This is a genomic window from Bdellovibrio sp. HCB290 (assembly GCF_047305925.1).
Classification (GTDB): domain Bacteria; phylum Bdellovibrionota; class Bdellovibrionia; order Bdellovibrionales; family Bdellovibrionaceae; genus Bdellovibrio.
Genome location: NZ_CP178620.1, coordinates 3,087,381 through 3,105,261 on the forward strand (window position 1 = coordinate 3,087,381; position 17,881 = coordinate 3,105,261).

At 45.2% G+C, this 17,881-nt stretch carries 18 protein-coding genes; 5 read left to right on the top strand and 13 right to left on the bottom strand.

The window, feature by feature from the left end; all coding sequences use genetic code 11:
* The first annotated feature begins 7 nt into the window (after window positions 1-7).
* A complete protein-coding gene (locus ACLVWU_RS15095; RefSeq protein WP_413575675.1) occupies window positions 8-1,348 on the top strand; it encodes a hypothetical protein in 1,341 nt (446 codons plus the stop codon).
* A 52-nt stretch (window positions 1,349-1,400) separates the two neighbouring features.
* On the opposite strand, the gene eno is transcribed toward ACLVWU_RS15095, so the two are convergent.
* The 6 genes from eno to ACLVWU_RS15125 form a co-directional block, all read right to left on the bottom strand.
* Window positions 1,401-2,669, bottom strand: a complete 1,269-nt coding sequence (eno, locus tag ACLVWU_RS15100; protein ID WP_413575676.1) for a phosphopyruvate hydratase — start codon at window positions 2,667-2,669, stop codon at window positions 1,401-1,403.
* A complete protein-coding gene (locus ACLVWU_RS15105) occupies window positions 2,662-3,723 on the bottom strand; it encodes a hypothetical protein (protein WP_413575677.1) in 1,062 nt (353 codons plus the stop codon). Before ACLVWU_RS15105 ends, eno begins: the two co-directional genes overlap by 8 nt.
* A gap of 117 nt (window positions 3,724-3,840) precedes the next feature.
* Window positions 3,841-4,947 (bottom strand): CpaF family protein, encoded by a 1,107-nt coding sequence (locus ACLVWU_RS15110; RefSeq protein WP_413575679.1) that lies wholly within the window; start codon window positions 4,945-4,947, stop codon window positions 3,841-3,843.
* Between the two features lie 18 nt (window positions 4,948-4,965).
* Complete coding sequence (locus ACLVWU_RS15115; RefSeq protein WP_413575680.1) at window positions 4,966-5,484, bottom strand: cupredoxin domain-containing protein; 519 nt, start codon at window positions 5,482-5,484, stop codon at window positions 4,966-4,968.
* Window positions 5,444-5,722 carry a cytochrome gene (locus ACLVWU_RS15120; RefSeq protein ID WP_413575681.1) on the bottom strand — a complete coding sequence of 93 codons (279 nt, stop codon included), beginning with the start codon at window positions 5,720-5,722 and terminating at the stop codon, window positions 5,444-5,446. Before ACLVWU_RS15120 ends, ACLVWU_RS15115 begins: the two co-directional genes overlap by 41 nt.
* A gap of 236 nt (window positions 5,723-5,958) precedes the next feature.
* Window positions 5,959-6,576 carry a hypothetical protein gene (locus tag ACLVWU_RS15125; RefSeq protein WP_413575682.1) on the bottom strand — a complete coding sequence of 206 codons (618 nt, stop codon included), beginning with the start codon at window positions 6,574-6,576 and terminating at the stop codon, window positions 5,959-5,961.
* A 173-nt stretch (window positions 6,577-6,749) separates the two neighbouring features.
* Between ACLVWU_RS15125 and ACLVWU_RS15130 the strand changes: the two genes are divergently transcribed.
* Window positions 6,750-7,529 (top strand): DsbA family protein, encoded by a 780-nt coding sequence (locus ACLVWU_RS15130; RefSeq protein WP_413575683.1) that lies wholly within the window; start codon window positions 6,750-6,752, stop codon window positions 7,527-7,529.
* 129 nt (window positions 7,530-7,658) lie between these two features.
* Complete coding sequence (locus ACLVWU_RS15135) at window positions 7,659-9,422, top strand: SpoIIE family protein phosphatase (protein ID WP_413575684.1); 1,764 nt, start codon at window positions 7,659-7,661, stop codon at window positions 9,420-9,422.
* Here ACLVWU_RS15135 and ACLVWU_RS15140 read toward each other — a convergent pair.
* From ACLVWU_RS15140 to ACLVWU_RS15155, 4 genes are all read right to left on the bottom strand, one after another.
* The gene (locus ACLVWU_RS15140) at window positions 9,397-11,163 is read right to left on the bottom strand and encodes a hypothetical protein (RefSeq protein ID WP_413575685.1); all 1,767 of its coding nucleotides are present in this window, start codon (window positions 11,161-11,163) and stop codon (window positions 9,397-9,399) included. The two genes, ACLVWU_RS15135 and ACLVWU_RS15140, sit on opposite strands and share 26 nt — an antisense overlap.
* Window positions 11,160-12,137 carry a hypothetical protein gene (locus ACLVWU_RS15145; RefSeq protein ID WP_413575686.1) on the bottom strand — a complete coding sequence of 326 codons (978 nt, stop codon included), beginning with the start codon at window positions 12,135-12,137 and terminating at the stop codon, window positions 11,160-11,162. The genes ACLVWU_RS15140 and ACLVWU_RS15145 overlap by 4 nt, the downstream gene beginning before the upstream one ends.
* 2 nt (window positions 12,138-12,139) lie before the next feature.
* Window positions 12,140-12,604 (bottom strand): hypothetical protein, encoded by a 465-nt coding sequence (locus ACLVWU_RS15150; RefSeq protein WP_413575687.1) that lies wholly within the window; start codon window positions 12,602-12,604, stop codon window positions 12,140-12,142.
* Window positions 12,605-12,723: 119 nt separating this feature from the next.
* Complete coding sequence (locus ACLVWU_RS15155; RefSeq protein WP_413575688.1) at window positions 12,724-13,614, bottom strand: tetratricopeptide repeat protein; 891 nt, start codon at window positions 13,612-13,614, stop codon at window positions 12,724-12,726.
* A gap of 85 nt (window positions 13,615-13,699) precedes the next feature.
* On the opposite strand from ACLVWU_RS15155, the gene ACLVWU_RS15160 reads away from it, so the two are divergent.
* A complete protein-coding gene (locus ACLVWU_RS15160) occupies window positions 13,700-14,314 on the top strand; it encodes a hypothetical protein (protein ID WP_413575689.1) in 615 nt (204 codons plus the stop codon).
* Here ACLVWU_RS15160 and ACLVWU_RS15165 read toward each other — a convergent pair.
* A complete protein-coding gene (locus ACLVWU_RS15165) occupies window positions 14,308-15,258 on the bottom strand; it encodes a flagellar motor protein MotB (RefSeq protein WP_413575690.1) in 951 nt (316 codons plus the stop codon). The two genes, ACLVWU_RS15160 and ACLVWU_RS15165, sit on opposite strands and share 7 nt — an antisense overlap.
* Window positions 15,259-16,065 (bottom strand): motility protein A, encoded by an 807-nt coding sequence (locus ACLVWU_RS15170; RefSeq protein ID WP_413575691.1) that lies wholly within the window; start codon window positions 16,063-16,065, stop codon window positions 15,259-15,261.
* 159 nt (window positions 16,066-16,224) lie between these two features.
* Between ACLVWU_RS15170 and ACLVWU_RS15175 the strand changes: the two genes are divergently transcribed.
* On the top strand, window positions 16,225-16,641 hold the full coding sequence (locus ACLVWU_RS15175; protein ID WP_413575692.1) for a hypothetical protein: 417 nt from the start codon (window positions 16,225-16,227) through the stop codon (window positions 16,639-16,641).
* 10 nt (window positions 16,642-16,651) lie between these two features.
* Here ACLVWU_RS15175 and ACLVWU_RS15180 read toward each other — a convergent pair whose 3' ends face one another.
* Window positions 16,652-17,881, bottom strand: a complete 1,230-nt coding sequence (locus ACLVWU_RS15180) for a hypothetical protein (protein WP_413575693.1) — start codon at window positions 17,879-17,881, stop codon at window positions 16,652-16,654.

A 17,881-nucleotide genomic window follows, 5' to 3' on the forward strand; every position in this document is an offset into this window, starting at 1 on the left:
CGATAAAATGAAATACCTCACACATTATATTGAAAAGAAAAAGCTTTTGTTCGCATTCGCATTGATTACTGCTCAACAGGCCTTGAATGCTTTCGGTACTTACGCGCTCGCCAAAGCCGGGCTTTCGTTCGAGAATCGCGAACAGTTTATTCTCTGGACTCTTACCAGTATTTTACTTTTTATTTTGTCTCCGGTTATTAACATCTTTATCCGTCGCACCGAAAGCAACCTAAGTTTCGATGCATACAGAATATTCTTAAGCGAAAATTTGTTCTCAAAACGTGGGAACGCATCTCTGTGGCAAAGTAAAAATTTAAAAGACCGCTTTCTTGCCTCAATTGGCTCAGATGCCAGTGACTACCTGGGTCTCGTGCTCTTTATCAGCATGGACATTTACTCGTTCGTACTTTCGATTATTCTTGGTGTTCTTACTCTTAGCTTTACTATTGATATGTCTTTACTTCCGGCGTTCGCATGCTCTGGAGTTCTGAGTTTCCTGGTATACCGTAAATTCAGTAAAAAAGTCGAAGCACTTTACAACGTTGATCAATCCGCACGCACGGAACTTGTCGGCCATCTTTTGAAGTCGTGGGACAATGTCCTTCTGAAAAACTCCAGCATTCTGCAAAACTATCAAAATAGATTCACTCAAAAAATTTCATCCGCGCAATCACGAGCGTCTCAATCAGCGACTGCGAGTGAACTGTTGATTTTTGCATTAGGGTTAGCTACTGGCCTGCCTGTGCTAATATCGGTTTGCTGGATTATATGGAACTCGTTCTCGAACACACAGGTATTGATCGCTCTGCTGGCGACTTTGCCAAGACAACTCAACATCCTCGGGGTTTTTCGCAGTGTTTTTCAAAGCCTGACGAGCCTTCTTGGTGTTGAAGCTAAATTCAGTGTCTTGTGCGAAGGTACGATTATTCCTGCAAGAAAATTAGAGGGATCTATCAAAACCGACCTAATCACAATCAATCAGAAATCGTTCTCTGATATCAAAGAAATGATCAACAAATTTGAAGAAAACCCTATGGGTCGATTTGAAATCCGGGGAGCCAATGGAGCAGGCAAATCGACTTTTCTGCTACACCTTAATCATAACCTGAACAATTCAGTGTACTTACCTACCCACCCTGACTTGATGATTGGTGGTGACACATCTTCGACTCGTTCGTCAGGAGAAAATCTGTTGGCACATATCGAAGTCCTGGCAAACTCTTCAGAAGAAATTATTCTGCTGGATGAGTGGGATGCTAATCTTGACCAAGAAAATTTTAATATCGTGAATACCCGAATCAACGAAATCGCCCAAACAAAAACCGTGATCGAAGTTCGCCACCGATAAAAAAAGCCACTCCTTCGAGTGGCTTTTTTTTTATTCTGTGAAACAAGAGCGCTTATCTAAAAGCTGCTTTATCCCAGTAAACACCCATACCACCCAAGTCTTCTTCGATGCGAAGTAGTTGGTTGTATTTTGCGATACGCTCAGAACGACACAAGCTGCCGGTTTTGATTTGGTGGCAGTTCAAGGCCACCGCAAGGTCTGCGATGAATGTGTCTTCTGTTTCGCCAGAGCGATGAGACATCACAGTTTTGAATTTGTTTCTTTGTGCCAGGTTTACGGCTTCGAAAGTTTCAGTCAAAGTTCCGATTTGGTTTACTTTAACTAGCAACGCATTCGCAGCTTTCTTCTCTAGACCCATGCGCAGGCGTTTTGGATTTGTTACGAACAAATCGTCGCCCACAAGTTGCATTGTGTTGCCCATGGCAGCAGTCATGCTCACCCAAGAATCCCAGTCGTCTTCAGCAAAGCCGTCTTCGATTGTGATCAATGGGTATTTTTCGCCCCATGTTTGGTAAACTTTCAAAAGTTCAGCTGGAGTGATCAAGTTGCCATCGAATTGGTACTTGCCGTCTTTGTACATTTCAGTCGCAGCAACGTCCAAGCCCAAGAATACGTTTTGACCTGGATCATAACCTGCATCAACAATCGCAGTCATGATCAAGTCCAATGCTTCCTGATTGCCAGACAATTTCGGAGCGAAGCCACCTTCGTCACCCACTGCTGTCGTCAAACCTTTTTTGCCCAGGATTTTTTTAAGAGCGTGGAAGATCTCAGCTCCTGCGCGCAAAGACTCAGCGTAAGAGTTGTTCACAGTCGGAACGATCATGAATTCTTGAATATCAAGACCGTTGTTCGCGTGCGCGCCACCGTTAAGTACGTTCATCAAAGGCACCGGCAAGCGGCAAGCTTGAGAACCACCGATGTAACGGTACAATGGAAGATTTACGTCAGCAGCAGCGGCTTTGGCAGCAGCCAAAGAAACCCCGAGGATCGCATTCGCGCCCAGGTTTGTTTTGTTTTCAGTTCCATCGATTTCGCGAAGAACTTTGTCCAGGTAAACTTGCTCAGTCGCTTGAAGGCCCAGGATTTCCGGAGCGATCTTTTCACGAATATTATCTACAGCTTTGAATACGCCTTTACCGCCATAACGGTTTTTATCACCGTCACGAAGTTCACAAGCTTCATGGGCACCAGTCGATGCGCCAGATGGAACTGCGGCACGACCGATATTGCCATCGGCTGTTCCGATTTCAACTTCAACCGTTGGATTACCACGGCTATCAAGAATTTCACGAGCTACGACACTGATGATTTCAGACATGATGAGTTCCTTCTTTCTCGGAATGCTTAGAGTTCATTTTTTTAACAAGTTCCATACTGTTGAAAACAGTGCGCGGGTATTCGGTTTTCACGAACTCCCAGTCCACACGTCTCATGGCTTCCTTCACCGCAGGATTTGTTTTCCCTTGGGAGGCAAGCATAGTGATCAACTGCTGAGCGCGCACCATGTAATCATGCATGCGGGCCAGATTCTGATTCAGGGAATACGCCGGAGATTCGACATCAAAGTTCAAATGCGACAAAGACCCTTCGTGAGGAAGCAACGAAGCTTTCCCCTCGACTGTGTCTGCGGCTTCAATCTGCGCCACTTGCTGCAATCTTTGCTTTTCGAATGTGCGAATCTTGTCTTCAAGATCACCCACGTATTTTTGCAGATCTTCGCGCTCGCGCTGAGTGCGCTGCAAATCGTTCAGCAAACTTTGGAACAAATCAGGGCTTACCTGATGTCCCACATTTTCACTTTCCGTGAAGATGGATTTTTGCTGCGTGGCCCAGCTCATTTTCAAACTGATTCCTGACCACTCACACGAAGCCAGAGGTTGGCCGACATATACCGGCAATGATTCAAACGCCGCCTTCAAATACGTTGTCACCAACGGATATTGCTCTGCGGGAAGTGGCAAATCAAAAGAGATGCTCACCTCGTCTTTGCGAAGATTGTCGATCGGTGGTTTTGGAGAAATGAAATAACCCAGGAAATGTTCAGGCTGATTAAAAATCTCCTGCGGACGAGGCATCATGCGAAGTACGTTATCCAACACACCCCATGCGCGAAGCTCGGGTCCGTTGTGACCTGCACGAGTCAGCACATCACAATCTTTTTTGAGTGGAAGTCGCAAACACATTTCAAGGAATTGCTCCATGTCCGGAGCGCTGATCCAGTATGAAGAATCTCGCAACAGTTCAACTGGCAGATGAATTTGTTCATAGAGGGGCGTAAGGTCTTCACCTTGCTCTTCTAGAACCGTCAAAACTGAGTTGGAGATCTTACAACTAAAGTGCACGCAAAAGTGATAGCCCAAAAGCGAAGCCATTGAAATAACTATATTATATCAAAACACCATGGCGCAGCGCTTCTGCCAAAAACGCGCGAGTTCGCAGACACCTTTTCGGAACTCATCGCAGCGCGTCCGTAAGTAGGACCTGGCACCCTAAGCGGCTTTTTGGAATTTGGATTTGGGGAAAGGGAGCTTGTTATCGACTATTTCGTCCATAAAGGTCGGGACATTGCCTGTGGACTCGAGTTTGCCTTCGAGTGTTCCATCGGGGCGACGCACCAAACGGCCCAATTCGAAGATTGGTACTACGTCGTACGAACCATCTGGGAGGAATCCACGGACTTCACTTATTGCTCCAATTCGACGCGAGCCGTCTCCGTAACGGGAGATTTGCACAATCAAATCGATGGCCGAGGACACCTGCTGGCGCAAAGCGCGCTCGCTGATTTTTCCGTCCCCGCCTTGGGCCAACGCCTCCAAACGCACAATCGCGTCTTCCGGAGAATTGGCGTGGACTGTGCCCATGCAACCTTTGTGACCGGTATTCATCGCATTCAACAGTTCAAGAGCTTCGCCCGAGCGAACCTCCCCGACGATGATGCGATCCGGACGCAAACGCAAGGCACTCTTAACCAGATCCTTGATACTCACTTCGCCTTTACCCTGGGCATCGGCCATGCGAGTTTCAAACATCACCAAGTGTTCATAATCGACCTGCAACTCTGACGAGTCCTCGATAATCAACACACGCTGACCTTTGGGAATACGCGAACACAACAACGACAATAAAGTTGTTTTACCGGAGCCCGTACCACCGCTCACGATAATGTTTTTTCCCAGGAACATCGCGATATCCAAAAAGCGCGCGCCGTCCTCTGAAATTGTGCCCATTTTAATGTAGTCGTTGAAAGTAATTTTAGTGCTCGTAAACTTACGAATCGACAGAGTCGTGCCTTTACGTGACATCGGCGGAATCACCGCTGCGATACGTGAGCCATCCGGCAAACGCGCATCCAGTCTGGGATTTTCGTCATTGATACGACGACCGACGGATTGTGCGATGGAGTTCACTGCTGCACGCAGGTCGTCCTCGGAAGGAAACTTTTCAGCCACCTTCTCGAGTTTACCTTTGCGTTCGACGAAAATTTCGTGGGGACCGTTCACCAGAATTTCAGATACACCCGGGTCATCAAGGTACTTAACAACAGGACCGAGGTTCTGTTGTATCGTCTGCTTGAAAACGTTCGACTGATCCGACATGGGTGCACCTTGCTTAAATTAGTTTGAAGCTGGTTTTCTGCCACCAGGGACAGAATTCGTGTCTGAATAAATAATAAATTTGCCTTGAACTGCAGTTTCAGGACATTGATAGGAAAAAATGCCGTCTGTTTTAGGCATCACGTTGAATGTTTTTTGCTCGCCGAAAACCGTGTTGTGGTGTTCAGAAAACGCATCCAATACGAAGCTGACGTTCTTTTCCTTACCGTTCACGTTCACCACGTGAATACGATAGCTGTTGCCCTTTTTCAATCGCACTGTTTCCGGCACGAAGCCCTTATCAGTGTTCATGATGACGATATCCTGAGCCGGCTCGACCGAGTCGAATACTTTACCCAGAATGCTGACGGATTGATCTTCTTTGATGCTTGCAGGCAGGCGATCATCGTTCGTCACCTGGTTGAAATTAACCTGACGACGGGAAAAATCCACTTCCCATGCATTTGCCACGCTGGTGATCAGAAATGCCGTTACTAGACTAGTGCAAATCTTTACGGTCTTGGAATTCACAAAACTCACGAGCGACCTCCATAGCGATATAACTTACGGATCTTTGATCCATCATGTGCAGCTTCTGGATAAGTAGATCTTTGTCTCCGCGGCAACCGTTAATGCTTTGGAAAGCTTCACTAAGAAGTGCTGGGTTTGCCATCATCTCTTTAGTGACTTCTTGCCAGTCTAACTTCAACACTGGGTCAATTGCGCCCACTGAATAAAGTGCATCGAACATAATTTGCAAATCGCCTTGAAGAAACATCGAATCCTCCATCTGCTTGCACCCTGATTTGCGAGATCAAAGCGGAGAGCATCCTGCCCCCTATTACCTGTTGTTTCTATCGGTAGGAGTTCGTAAGAACTTGAGTCAATTTGAGGCGATTTTCGGGGACTTGAGGAGGTCTTTAATTTGACGCTGGTCTCTGGTCAGAAAGTACCAGAGGCCAGTCCGGTCGAGGGAAAAAAATGCCGGTTTTCGAGGGAAACCGGCGAACTGTTTTACTTCTTTTTCTTTGTATCAGCTTTAGGAGCATCCTGTTTCTCAATAGGATTCTGTTCAAGCACTCGCTTCGCCAAATCCGATGGAGAATCCCCCACCTTCATGCCACGAAGGCTACGCTCATTTTTTGCCTCCTTGGACATTTGGATTTTTGCGTTGCGGATTTTTTCCAAAAGTTTGCGTTCGAAACCACCTTTTTTGGCATAAGGTTTTGCTTCTGCAACGAAGTTTTCCAAAAAGACAGCATAAGTATTTTGAATGACAGGTTTGACGCCCTTAGGATTCTTCAAAGCGTCCACGGCCTCGTCCACAAGAATCGTCAATGCGTTCTCCCATTGATCCAATTCATCCAACTTGGTGCGCAATGGACCGATAACCTTGTCAATCATGTCGTCCGTACCGTCTGGACGCGAGAAAACGGCCTGAAGAGCTTCCTTCAAAGGAATGTACTTTTCGTCAGCCATTTCCTCGGACTCCTGGATCTTTTCATTGATGAGTTCATTCATCTGATCAAGATCCTTGGTAGCAAGGGTTGCGTAGTTGGCAATAAGAGCTGCTTGTGCGTTCAGGCAAAAAACAGTCGCGAGTGTTGCTAAAATAAAATTTGTTGTTTTCATAGTTTCCAGTCTAAACACACACAAACTTCACGCAAGTCCAATCACTTCATGCAGCACGGCAAGATTAGGGTACAGGACTTAGGTTAGGTTTTTTTTCCTTCCCTCGCCTAAAAAACATGGCACAATGGGAGGGCTTTTGAGTTTTAACAATATTTTCCTTTATGGAGGCAACATTGAAAGCATTTAAACTAGTCGCAGTTTCAGCGTTGGCACTTTCCCTTGTGAATTGTGCTCCGTCTGCAAAACAACTTAAAGAAGCAGTAGAAAAAGATCCAAGCATCGTTTTCGCAGCAATCGAAAAAGATCCTGAGCAATTCATCGAAGTGGTGAACAAAGCAGCTCAAGGCGCTCAAAAGAAAGCTCAAGAAAAAGCAATGGCTGAAGAAGGCAAAAAGCGTGACGATGAGTTCGCCAATCCTTTGAAAGCAAACATTGAAGATGGCCGTGTTATTTTTGGTCCAAAAGACGCAAAAGTAACAATCATCGAATACACTGACTTCGAATGCCCATACTGCGCAAAAGGTCACGCGACTGTTGACGAAGTTATGAAAGCTTACCCTAAAGATGTACGTGTTGTTCTTAAACACTTGCCGTTGGATTTCCATCCATTGGCGATGCCAGCAGCTCGTTACTTCGAAGCAATTGCAATGCAAGACCATGCAAAAGCTGAAAAGTTCTACAACATCGTTTTCGAAAACCAAGGTGAACTTCGCACTAAAAAAGAGGCTTTCTTGAAAGACTCTGCGAAAAAAGTTGGTGCGGACATGAAACGTCTTGAAACTGATCTTAAATCAGAAAAAATCACGAAAATCATCGATGCTGACATGGAAGAAGCTAAGAAATTCAACTTCTCCGGTACTCCAGGTTTCTTGATCAACGGTGTATCACTTCGTGGTGCGTACCCATTCTCTGAGTTCAAAGACATTATCGATCGCCATTTGAAAGCGAAGTAATTTACTTACTAAAGTTACAAATTCAAAACCACAGCTCAAAAGGCTGTGGTTTTTTTATTTGCAAAAACGCAACGATAATCCATGATTAATTTGCGTTTGCTCAATGGATGAGCCCGCAGAGGAATCTGCATGTCGTTAAAAGTAAAATTTTTGTTAATCGTTTCTGTTCTTTTGGTCGCTTCTTCCGCCACAATCTTTATTCTAAATCGCGAGACTTTTCTCTCTGATAAACGATCTTACGTCTATGCGAATGCCCTCGAGAGAATCGATGGACTCAGTCAAAATTTTGATCAGGAATTTACTACCAGTTTCGAGCGAATTCGCTCAGCTCTGCAACTCTTCGATGCCGCAACCCAACAATTTCCTCCCCAAGTAAAAGCCCTCGCTAACAACCAAAAATGGGGCGATATCTCTATTTTTGTAGCTCAAGAAGGTTTCCCATTGCGTCTCATGGATGCTCTCGGAACACAAATATCAACTTCTGAAGCAGTCTCTCAAAGACTCACTTCTTTGAAGGAAAATGAGCTGCTTGTAGAAAATGACATCCAATTTCCTGATAAGATCACCGTGCTATTTCGTCAGGGACCTTTCCGTGTTTATGCAAATTTGAACTTCCCATTCTTCAAAAACCTGCAAAGCCGAAACGAAGTGGCTCTTTATTTGGCCCGAAATGGACAATGGTGGTTTCCACAACCATCTGATACTGGATTCAACGCTATCACTCCACGTCTGAAGGAAATCTTTCAACAAAATTCCAGCGGAGTTAAAGACGTCGACATCAACAACCGTCGCTATCTAATGTCCTTCAAGCGACTTTCACAGTTAGACGTCTATGTTTTCGAAGTCTTTGATAAGAAAAGCATCTTTTCCGTGGTCGATTCGGTCATGAACAAAACCCTCCTGGCTAGTTTGGTGATCTTGGTGATCGGTCTGATTGCGATGTTCCTGTCGATTGATGGTCTGACCCAGAACCTGTTGCGACTGGCGAATGCGATGAGTGAATTTTCAAAGAATGGCTCTGCAAAACCTTTGAAGATCTCCAATAACGATGAAATCGGTCAGATGGCGGGCGTCTTTAATTCCATGCAAAGCAAGATCGAGGGGCTGCTGCGGCAAACTCAAGAAAAAGCCCGTATGCAGGCTGAACTTGAAACAGCCAAAGAAGTTCAAACTACACTGCTGCCGAAAATGAAAGTGGAAACAGATTCTTACTCTTTGAAGGGATATTATCATCCAGCTTCGGAGTGCGGCGGAGACCTATGGTTCCACAACTGCGTCGAAGACAAAATCTTTATCTTCATTGGAGATGCAACAGGTCACGGAGTTCCCGCTGCCCTGATTACAGCCGCCACTCGTTCGATCCTGTCGCTGACAGTCGATGAGCAAATCTGGAGTCCTGGAAAAACCCTGGGCCGAATCAACCAAGTGCTTTGTGATATCGCGAAGGGCGAAAAGATGATGACGGCATTCGCAGCAACCATGGATTTGAAAACAGGCAAGATTACTTACGCAAATGCCAGCCACGAACCACCGCTGTTGCTGCCACTCAGTGAAGAAGGTCGTAAATTTAAAAAGTCCGATATAACTCTGTTGGGTGATGTGAATGGCAAAAGATTGGGTCACGAAAAGGCCACAGTGTATGAAGAAGTGACGGTCGACTTTAAACTAGGACAAACATTATTTGCGTACACAGATGGCTTAACAGATGCTCAGAATGACAAGGGTGAACAGTTCGGAGAGCGTACGGTCTTTAAAATGGCTGCAGACGCTTCGACCAAAGGATCCCAGCGCAGTGTTCACGATCAAATTGCCAAACGGATTATCGAATTCACTCAAGAAATCGAACAACCCGATGACATTACTTTCCTTAGCCTTCATTTGCGCGAATCTTAGTCACCTTGACGGCTCCATCAATCAGATCCGTCATCGTGATGGAGCGATAGTCCAGAATCGTTTCAATCCGAAGACAAATGCTTCTGCGAGTTTCCGCAGTCACTTTTTGCGACGGAATCATCGGCATGTCGCTTAGTTCACGCTCTAAGATCATGGCTTTTTTCTCTGGTAATGCACCCAAAGCCGCGTTGATCAAAGGACGCTGACAACGGAAGAACGCGCTATACAAAGACTCCACTTCAAATAGGCCCAGCACTTCCGACAGGATATCTCTTGGAACCACACCGACATCATCAAAGATCAAAATTGAACGACGCACACGATCTAACTCTGCGGGATTTTCTGCGGCGAACAGATTCAAGATGTTCATCTCTTCCTCTGCTGACATACCACGAACTACCTTTGATAGAACTGTTGCCCCATCGACTTTTGGCTCTGGCTTCAATCGAGTATCTGCGAAACGTTGTTTGAAAGATTGAATCACTGACTGTAAAACATCGTGAGGAATCTTTTCGATGCGAGAAAGCTCTCCCATCACACGGATTTTCTTGTCGCTTTCCAAAGTTCCTAAAATTCCCGCTGTGACTTCAGAAGGCGCATGCAAGCATAGGATTGCGATGTTTTTAGCACTTTCTTTTTCAAGAATCTGCATGCGTTGGTCATCACGCAACTTCAGTACGAAATTGAATGGTCCTGCTTCATCTTCAGCCATTTCGTGTTCGATATAAGCAGCCAACAAAGCTCGGTACGTTTCACGCACACCTTTTTCGATTTGTGCCGGCAATGGATCACCTGTGCGCTCTTTCACTGAGCGACCTAAACGACCCCAGGCCATGGCGGGAATTTCAGAGAACAAGTGTTTCGCTGTATCCCATCCAATAAAGTCCATAAAATTGGTCGTACTTTCGGCGGCCCCTTGCAAGCAATACTCTGAAATCGCACGGGACGCCATTTGCGGATACTGAGTGGCAATTTGAATCACATGGCGACGAAGACTTTCAAGGTCCAAATCCCAAACCAATTCATTCGATTTGGATTTATCTGCAACGATGCCATCTGCGGGAAGTACGCCATTGGCTGCTGCCGGAACCACATCTGATTTCGTCTCTGGTTTTTCATCGATGTCATGAGCATAGTCATGATTCTCTTTGATCTCTTTTTTGGGTTCTGAGTTTTTACTTCGCTTCCAAACGGCGAACATCAAGCCGGCAAGAGCTAATAAAGACAAGATCACAATAAGAACCCATGTCTTCCACGAAAGCTCTGGCAGTTGTTTTGGAGGTTCTTGAACTTTCGGGTCCATCGGCAATTCGATACGACGAATTGTCACAGCGTCACCCGCCGTAGAATCCAAATGCAGTTTTGAAACCAAGAGGTCACGAATGACTTTCTCAACTTCCGGGGACACATTGCGAGACAAAACTACACTAATATCTGTGCGCGCTTTCATTTCATGGAGTTTATTTGCAGCGACGGGCCCTACGGGTACGTCGCCCATCATCGGCATACCTGGCAAATATTGCAGTTCTGCTTCCTGATGGAATTCTTTGAGTTTCTTTTCATCACGGTCAAGTTCGACCGCAACCACCAACGTGTATTCTGTCGGGCGCAAGATCGTATTTAGAACAGAGCGTGCTCTGACTTCGTAGAGACTCTCCAAAGAGCCAATTTCCTCAATGTACTGGGCTTTCGCGACTAAGGATGACAGCAAAAATGACAGAGCTAAAATTAGGTGCTTCATTTAGCGCCTCCTGAAATGTTCAGTAAAGAGAGAGCCAGGATTTTTGTTTCTGGATACTGCGTTAGATTGGCAATATTCTGTATGTCAGAGCGGTACTTGCTAACGATATCTAGTTCACGAACGCCCACCAGGAATGCATCCTGGGAGTTTTCATTGCCGTCTTTCAATAAAGAATCCAAATGAACGCTTAGGTCCGTTTTAATCAACTGGTGACGAATTACCAACTGTTTAAAGATCATCGAGCGATACTGCGCAGGATAAGAACTGAAGTTCTTAGCAACTTCATTCCATAACTCGGTCGCGGCCATTGCATCACGCATTTGTGCGATCAAGACGACGCCTTGATAGGGATCTTGTTTCGAATATATTTTCTCGCGAACAATCTTACGGCCTCTTTCTGGTACAGGGTTCATACGCAATAGCGTTTCACCCACGATGTCTTTCTGATTCCTTTGGCCTTCAGAGTTTGCAACGCCATAAAAGTTCGACATCGCTTTAATACTTTCTTCAGGAATCGAATTGAATTTCAAAAGAACCTTAGAAGCATAGCTCAATGCCTGCGCCTCTGGCCCCAGAACTGGCTTGTCACGTTTAGCCATCATATAGTCGGCAATTGCCGTCTGTAATTCCTCCAAGGACTTTCTCTCCTCGAGTTTCCAATCAGGCTTCGTCACGTCTAAAATATATATGCTAGCCTGAAAAAACGAAATATTGTCTTGGACATTCTTTTTTAGACCGAACATAGAATGAAGTTGGGTGAAATCCTTAGTCCTCCATGCTTTTCCCACTGGGGAATCCAAATGTGTTTTCAATGCCATCCCGGCATTAAGCTGAGCTGCTTTCAAAATTTCAATGCCACCACCATGAGTGACACCAGTCGCGGCAACAGTACGACCTTTGCGAAGATAGTATCCCGCTGCCCCTGCAATCCCGATTAATACGATTCCTGCGACCAAAATCTTTATTTTTTTCATAATCACTCAAAGCCCACAAAGCGCAGGCCTGCAAAAAGAGTCACAAATTGATAACTGACACTGTCCTCGTCACTCGACGCAGTTAAGCTGCTTCCTAAAGCAACTTGCCCCACTAGAAGCATGTTGGACATCACCGGGATTTCAACCCCACCGCGAATACTTAAATCCAATAACGACGCATTCAGTTTTTCGACAGCTAAATTACTTAAACCAACATTCGCCGCGATAAAAGGTGTTGATCTCCACACCTTGGCTTGCGTGCGACTGTCTAAAACAGTGCGCATTCCATTCACACCCATTAAATAGTACCGAGCCCCCACGGCAATTCGTGTGAATGGTAACTGCAGTCCCCCAGCTTCTGTTATCTCCATAAATGAAAGAGTCATTGCCGTGTTCATGGAAGGATTATTGATGCTGTAGTTCACTTCAAGTGTCGTCGATGATTCCAATGATTTTGAATCGTCCATACGTGCAAAGTCATATTGTAGACTGGTTATGCCTAAGCTCGCGTCCCAATCTGACGTCAAGTACGCCCAGGCCGGACTCGAAAAGAAAAGTACACCAACAATCCACCAAAGTTTGTGCATCATCGAACCTTGGTTTCTTGTCGACGTTTCTCAATTTCAACATTTGAAGCCGGATATCTCATCTCAGCACCCGATTGGGGCAATGGGGCCATACCTAATCGTTTATAAACATCAGACAAATACTGATATGCCACTTTATTATAGGGATCAATTTTCAAACAACGTTCCCATGCGACTTTGGCACCTTCAAAATCTTTTTGCAGATACTTGATAGAACCCTTCAACAACCAGGCGTTGTTCGAGTATTCATCCATCGTCAATGCCTTATCAACTTCTGTCAAAGCCTGCTTGTAATCGCCTCTCATGATAGCTTTTTGGCCTTGGAAAATAAGTCCTACGATTTTCTCGCTGCGATCACGATCTTGAGTTGGCATTCCGCCCGACAAACGTGGCGAGAATAATGCATCTTTGTAAAAAGAAGACGTATTTTCTAACAAAGCCACGCGCAATTTGATCTCGGCGAGCTCTGCTAGCATGTCTTCCATTTTTTTATCCTCAGGCTTTTTCTTGTCTTCGGGTTTTGGAGGTTGCTGATCTTGTTTTTTTTCGTCGTTCTTAGCAAGCTCTTCGGCTTTCTTTTCCTCGTCAGACAAGGGATCTAGTCGTGCTTGCACGGCGATACTTTCGCCTTCGTTCACCTTTACCATCACTTCTTTGGTACGATAGTTTTGCTTTTCGAAAATCAAAAAGAAAACGTCGCCAAGCTTGGATTCCTCCTGAATATTCAGTGGAGAAATGCCCAGCAATTTTTTCTCGTTTGTCTGCATATCCTTAACGTAAACCTTCGAACCCTGAGGATAGGATTTAATGGAATACTTTCCAGCGCAGGCCGAGACCAACACTGACGAAAGAATGAAGAACAACATTTTCAGTTGTTGTCTTAAAAACATTTCCATATCCTCCATGACATGTGAAACTGATTGAAGCGGCTCGCCTCTTTCATTTTCCTAACCAGAGAGGAAAAAAACATATTCTATGAAACCATTCTTAACTTTGGTCCTAATCATACTGTTCGGTGATGTTTCGCGTGCTAGTGTCCAAGCTCCGATGCTTCGCGCGAAGCTCTCGATGTACAATACAACTGTATCTGCCGGTGAGTTGGTCAAAGAGGAAACCCTCGGTTCCATGATGACCATTCAACCAACGCTGTTGTGGGATGTTCCATCCATGAATTCACGTCTTGGAATTCACTATCTCCTTGATATCAATAGTAAATACGGAGCAACACCAATATCCGGTATCGGTCTGAGCGGATACTACTATTTCAAAGGATTGTCTTCTGCCTACGAGATCAGCCCTGATGAGGTGCTGCTGCAGAAGTCCCGCCCTGGCTTGTTCACTTTCGCAAGCTTTACGCCAGTGAACTTCAATCTGAATAAACTAGATAAGGCCGATCCCAATCAATCGTTCTCGTTCAGTGCCTTGGTTTACGAATTTATCCTGGGGGCAGGCTTCGAGTATCCGTTGAAACCAAATACTCTGCTTTCTTTTGAGCTTTCAATGAGAGAAGGCTCCTCAGCCTCGAATGATTTGTCAGTCAAATATTCAGGATTTGGAGCCTCATTTGTATTCTCAACTTCGTATTACTGAGCCTTTTGCTCGTAATCCTTGGTTTTATTCTCGAGAGCCTCGATTTGCTTTTCGAGTTTTTGTAGCTGTTGCTGTTTACGTTTTTGCTCGGCTTGCTCGCGGTATTTACGTTGAGCTTCGTCGTAGCGGGCTTTAGCGAGTTTCATTTTATCTTGAAGCTCGTTTTCCTTCTTCTGACGTTCCACTTCTTCCTTCGTTAGCTGCTTTTTAAACTGCTGTTGCTGTAAACGATAAGCTTCTTCCGGGTCCATCAATTTAACCTGAACCACCACGCGACGATTCGCAGCCTTATTTACTTCCAAAGGATTACCTTGAGCATCTTTTTCTGGCGCAACCGGATGCGAAGAACCGAAGCCCACTGCCGCAAGGACATTCGAACTCAGACCACTTTCTTCAAAGTATCTGACCACCGAGCTTGCACGCATAGATGAAAGCTCCCAGTTCGACTTAATCACTGTGCTTGCCATTGGATCGCCATCCGTATGGCCTTCAACGCTGATTTTCTCGACACTTGGTACCGCTCGTAATGCCGCGACTACTTGGCGAAGTGCTGGTTTTGCGGCGTCTTTTAACTCCGTCGCTCCTGATTCAAACAAGACATTTCCTTCGAACTTTAATTGCAAGGTGTTGTCAGATCCTTTAGAGATCTCAACACCTTTCATCTCACCGGAGCCCATCAAAGCCGTTTTAATCTTTTGCTCTGCATCTAGTACTGAACTGATTTCTTTGATATTTCCGCCAAAGTACTTCGCGACCTCTTTACGAACAAGGTCAAAGCGTGTGTTATCAAAGCGTGACAGGGAATACATCAAAACAAAGAATCCGAATAGCAACGTCATCATATCGGCATAGCTTACTAGCCAATTCGATTCATCGTGAGCGACGCTGTGCTCTTGATGATCGTCATCGTGATGACGTCTGTATTTGCGTTTATGCGCGCCCATCTATGCCACCTTTTTCAAGGAACCCGAGTCGCTGCCCTCGTGTCTTGCCTGAGGAGCCAAGAAAGACTTCAAATATTCTCTAATAAACATTGGGTGTTTCTTTTCATGTATCAACAACACACCTTCTTTGATAATTTCACGCAAAGTCAGGTCTGCTTGTGACACGCTCGCAAGCTTTTCTGCGATCGGGATCAAAACCAAGTTGGCAGTCAATAGACCGTAGAATGTTGCTACCAGAGCTGTTGCCATCGCGGGACCGATACGATCTTGAGCTCCCGGTTCGCCCAACGTTTGCAACAAGGAAATCATACCCAGGGTCGCCCCCAAAAGACCGAACGCTGGCGGAAATCTAGAGATCGTCTGCCATACTTTGATCTCATCGCCGTCACGTTTCTTTTTGCCGCGTACAGCATTGTGCAAGATTTCATCTAGTTCTTCATAGTTGAAACCATAATCCAACAGCATATGCACACCATCTTTAAGGAATGGATGATCTGTAGGCTTCATCATTGCCTGAAGTGATTTTGGATCTCTACGATAGGCCTCTGACAGCACCACGATTCTTTCGATCGACTCATTGTAATTGATGGCACGCTCACGACCAAAATACTTGCGTGCGATAATTTTAAGAGCACCCCACAGACTTTTAAAATTGAAGCTCATTAGAGCCACAGTCAGTGTACCGCCGAGAACCAGTGCGATACCGTGTGGATCTGCAAAGACTTTTGGGTTCTTTGCACTGTCCATAATTGCAAATGATGAAATACCTACTGCTGCAATCAATCCTAACAATCCTGCAAAGTTCATAACGCCTCCAAAAAAGACTCGAAATATTTACATACTAAATCGTAAGAAGCTTCGATTCGCTGAACTGTACCTAGGCTTAGATTTCGAAATATATCCATGTTTGCTTTTTCGAAAATGCACTTCGCATTTATACTAAGAACACTAGCAAGGATGAAAATCATGACAGCAGCTATCACGTTCGTTTTTATCGCTATTTGCCTCGTAGAAATCATTCTGATCATGCGCGAAGTTCGCCGAACAAGAGCGAACACTTTGTCAAAAACAGACTCTCCAGAGGCTCCAAGCGAGACTCAAATCTTGAGTGAGCAACTGGCAGCATCCAATAAGAAACTGGAAGAAGCTCAACGAGAAATCCAGGGTATCAATGCATTATGGAATAAGAGCCTGCAGGTCGAGCAACGCTTGCGTGCCGACTTGGAGATCGCTAAGGTGCAGCTTGCTTATCTGGCACAATCACTTTTGAAAGCGAAATCAAATGCTCCTCAAACTTCCTACTGGACTGAAAATGAAAACAAGGCCACAGAACTCAGAGTCTTCAAAACTACATCCGAGCTAGTACAAAGAGATTTCATGTAACAGAACTCGTTCATTTACACTCAATGACCGAATATCCTGCACCGTCGTTCGTATTCGAAGCCACCAAATGACGTTGGTCTGGTAACACCACCCACATCTGTTGATCAGCCAAAGAATCTGTTAAAAAAGAATCACTCACTTCATAGCTTTGTTTTGTTCCTTCTGCAGTCACGTGAGTTAATAGAAATCGATCAAAGAAGTAGTAGCTCTTATAGCGTTCCGCGATCCAGTAGCCATCTTTTTTAGTCTCATCCAAAGAGTAATCTCCACGAAATGCCAAAGGTTCTGCTGCCATATAGAAAGGAGCATCCGCACGGTAGTTGGTTAAATCAGAGAGCTTATACATCTTCCATTTTTCAGTCCGATCCAACCAACCACTGACTTTAACACCGAACACGTTCTCTTTGCTGATAACGAAGTCCGACAATCCGTCACTTAATGGCGATACAGATAATGGATCCAACTGAATCTTATCAGCCGCTACTTTGTAAAGATTCAAAGTCCCATGCATTCCCGACGAGAATCCCATCAATCCATCGTCGATCTTCATTCGCGCATTGCGATTCTCCGCAAGTTTATCACATTGCCCGACACTCAGTTTGCTATCAGGATCAACGACCATCAAAGTATCAGGTGACCGCCCCACTCCCTTAGGCACGTAATCAGCCAAACGACGCAAATCATAGAAGCCAATTTGTCCCTTACCGTTTACAAAGACAACACTGTTGGAATTCAAACGATGAACACGCACGTCCTCTGACCAATTGCCCGTGCACAATCCTAAATTGGATTTTTCCACGACTTTGCTTTTACTTAAATTCACAGCCACGACCTGCCCCAAATTGCTCCGAACAAACGCCCAATCCTCGCTGGAAGCAACTACCTGAAAGCTCTTGCCTCCAGAATTTTTCAAAGAGCTCTCGTGACGTGCGCCCAGATCCCAGTACGGCTGATAGTCTGCCGCAAATCCCATTCTGCCAATCAGCCAGCCATCACGATTTTCGGTAAGACCCGCAATCATATACTGACCCTCCTGATTGCGATAAAGATGCGTCAATAAACCCACCTTTTGATCGCCTATCTTCAGATTTCCAGAATACTTCACCTCGCACTGGCGAGGCGTTCCGGCACTCTCCGGAAGATTCTCAAACACCGTCACAAATCCCAGCACCAACGACAGAAAGATCGCGGCAAACACGGGAACCTTAATCAATAGAGGTAACTTTTTAACTTTATTCAT

Excerpts from the sequence above, each read along its gene's own strand:
- ACLVWU_RS15095 (WP_413575675.1), top strand. The coding sequence starts at position 8 with ATGAAATACCTCACACATTATATTGAAAAGAAAAAGCTTTTGTTCGCA.
- eno (WP_413575676.1), bottom strand. The coding sequence starts at position 2,669 with ATGTCTGAAATCATCAGTGTCGTAGCTCGTGAAATTCTTGATAGCCGT.
- ACLVWU_RS15105 (WP_413575677.1), bottom strand. The coding sequence starts at position 3,723 with ATGGCTTCGCTTTTGGGCTATCACTTTTGCGTGCACTTTAGTTGTAAG.
- ACLVWU_RS15110 (WP_413575679.1), bottom strand. The coding sequence starts at position 4,947 with ATGTCGGATCAGTCGAACGTTTTCAAGCAGACGATACAACAGAACCTC.
- ACLVWU_RS15120 (WP_413575681.1), bottom strand. The coding sequence starts at position 5,722 with ATGTTTCTTCAAGGCGATTTGCAAATTATGTTCGATGCACTTTATTCA.
- ACLVWU_RS15125 (WP_413575682.1), bottom strand. The coding sequence starts at position 6,576 with ATGAAAACAACAAATTTTATTTTAGCAACACTCGCGACTGTTTTTTGC.
- ACLVWU_RS15135 (WP_413575684.1), top strand. The coding sequence starts at position 7,659 with ATGTCGTTAAAAGTAAAATTTTTGTTAATCGTTTCTGTTCTTTTGGTC.
- ACLVWU_RS15140 (WP_413575685.1), bottom strand. The coding sequence starts at position 11,163 with ATGAAGCACCTAATTTTAGCTCTGTCATTTTTGCTGTCATCCTTAGTC.
- ACLVWU_RS15145 (WP_413575686.1), bottom strand. The coding sequence starts at position 12,137 with ATGAAAAAAATAAAGATTTTGGTCGCAGGAATCGTATTAATCGGGATT.
- ACLVWU_RS15150 (WP_413575687.1), bottom strand. The coding sequence starts at position 12,604 with ATGGACGATTCAAAATCATTGGAATCATCGACGACACTTGAAGTGAAC.
- ACLVWU_RS15155 (WP_413575688.1), bottom strand. The coding sequence starts at position 13,614 with ATGTTTTTAAGACAACAACTGAAAATGTTGTTCTTCATTCTTTCGTCA.
- ACLVWU_RS15160 (WP_413575689.1), top strand. The coding sequence starts at position 13,700 with ATGAAACCATTCTTAACTTTGGTCCTAATCATACTGTTCGGTGATGTT.
- ACLVWU_RS15165 (WP_413575690.1), bottom strand. The coding sequence starts at position 15,258 with ATGGGCGCGCATAAACGCAAATACAGACGTCATCACGATGACGATCAT.
- ACLVWU_RS15170 (WP_413575691.1), bottom strand. The coding sequence starts at position 16,065 with ATGAACTTTGCAGGATTGTTAGGATTGATTGCAGCAGTAGGTATTTCA.
- ACLVWU_RS15175 (WP_413575692.1), top strand. The coding sequence starts at position 16,225 with ATGACAGCAGCTATCACGTTCGTTTTTATCGCTATTTGCCTCGTAGAA.
- ACLVWU_RS15180 (WP_413575693.1), bottom strand. The coding sequence starts at position 17,881 with ATGAATAAAGTTAAAAAGTTACCTCTATTGATTAAGGTTCCCGTGTTT.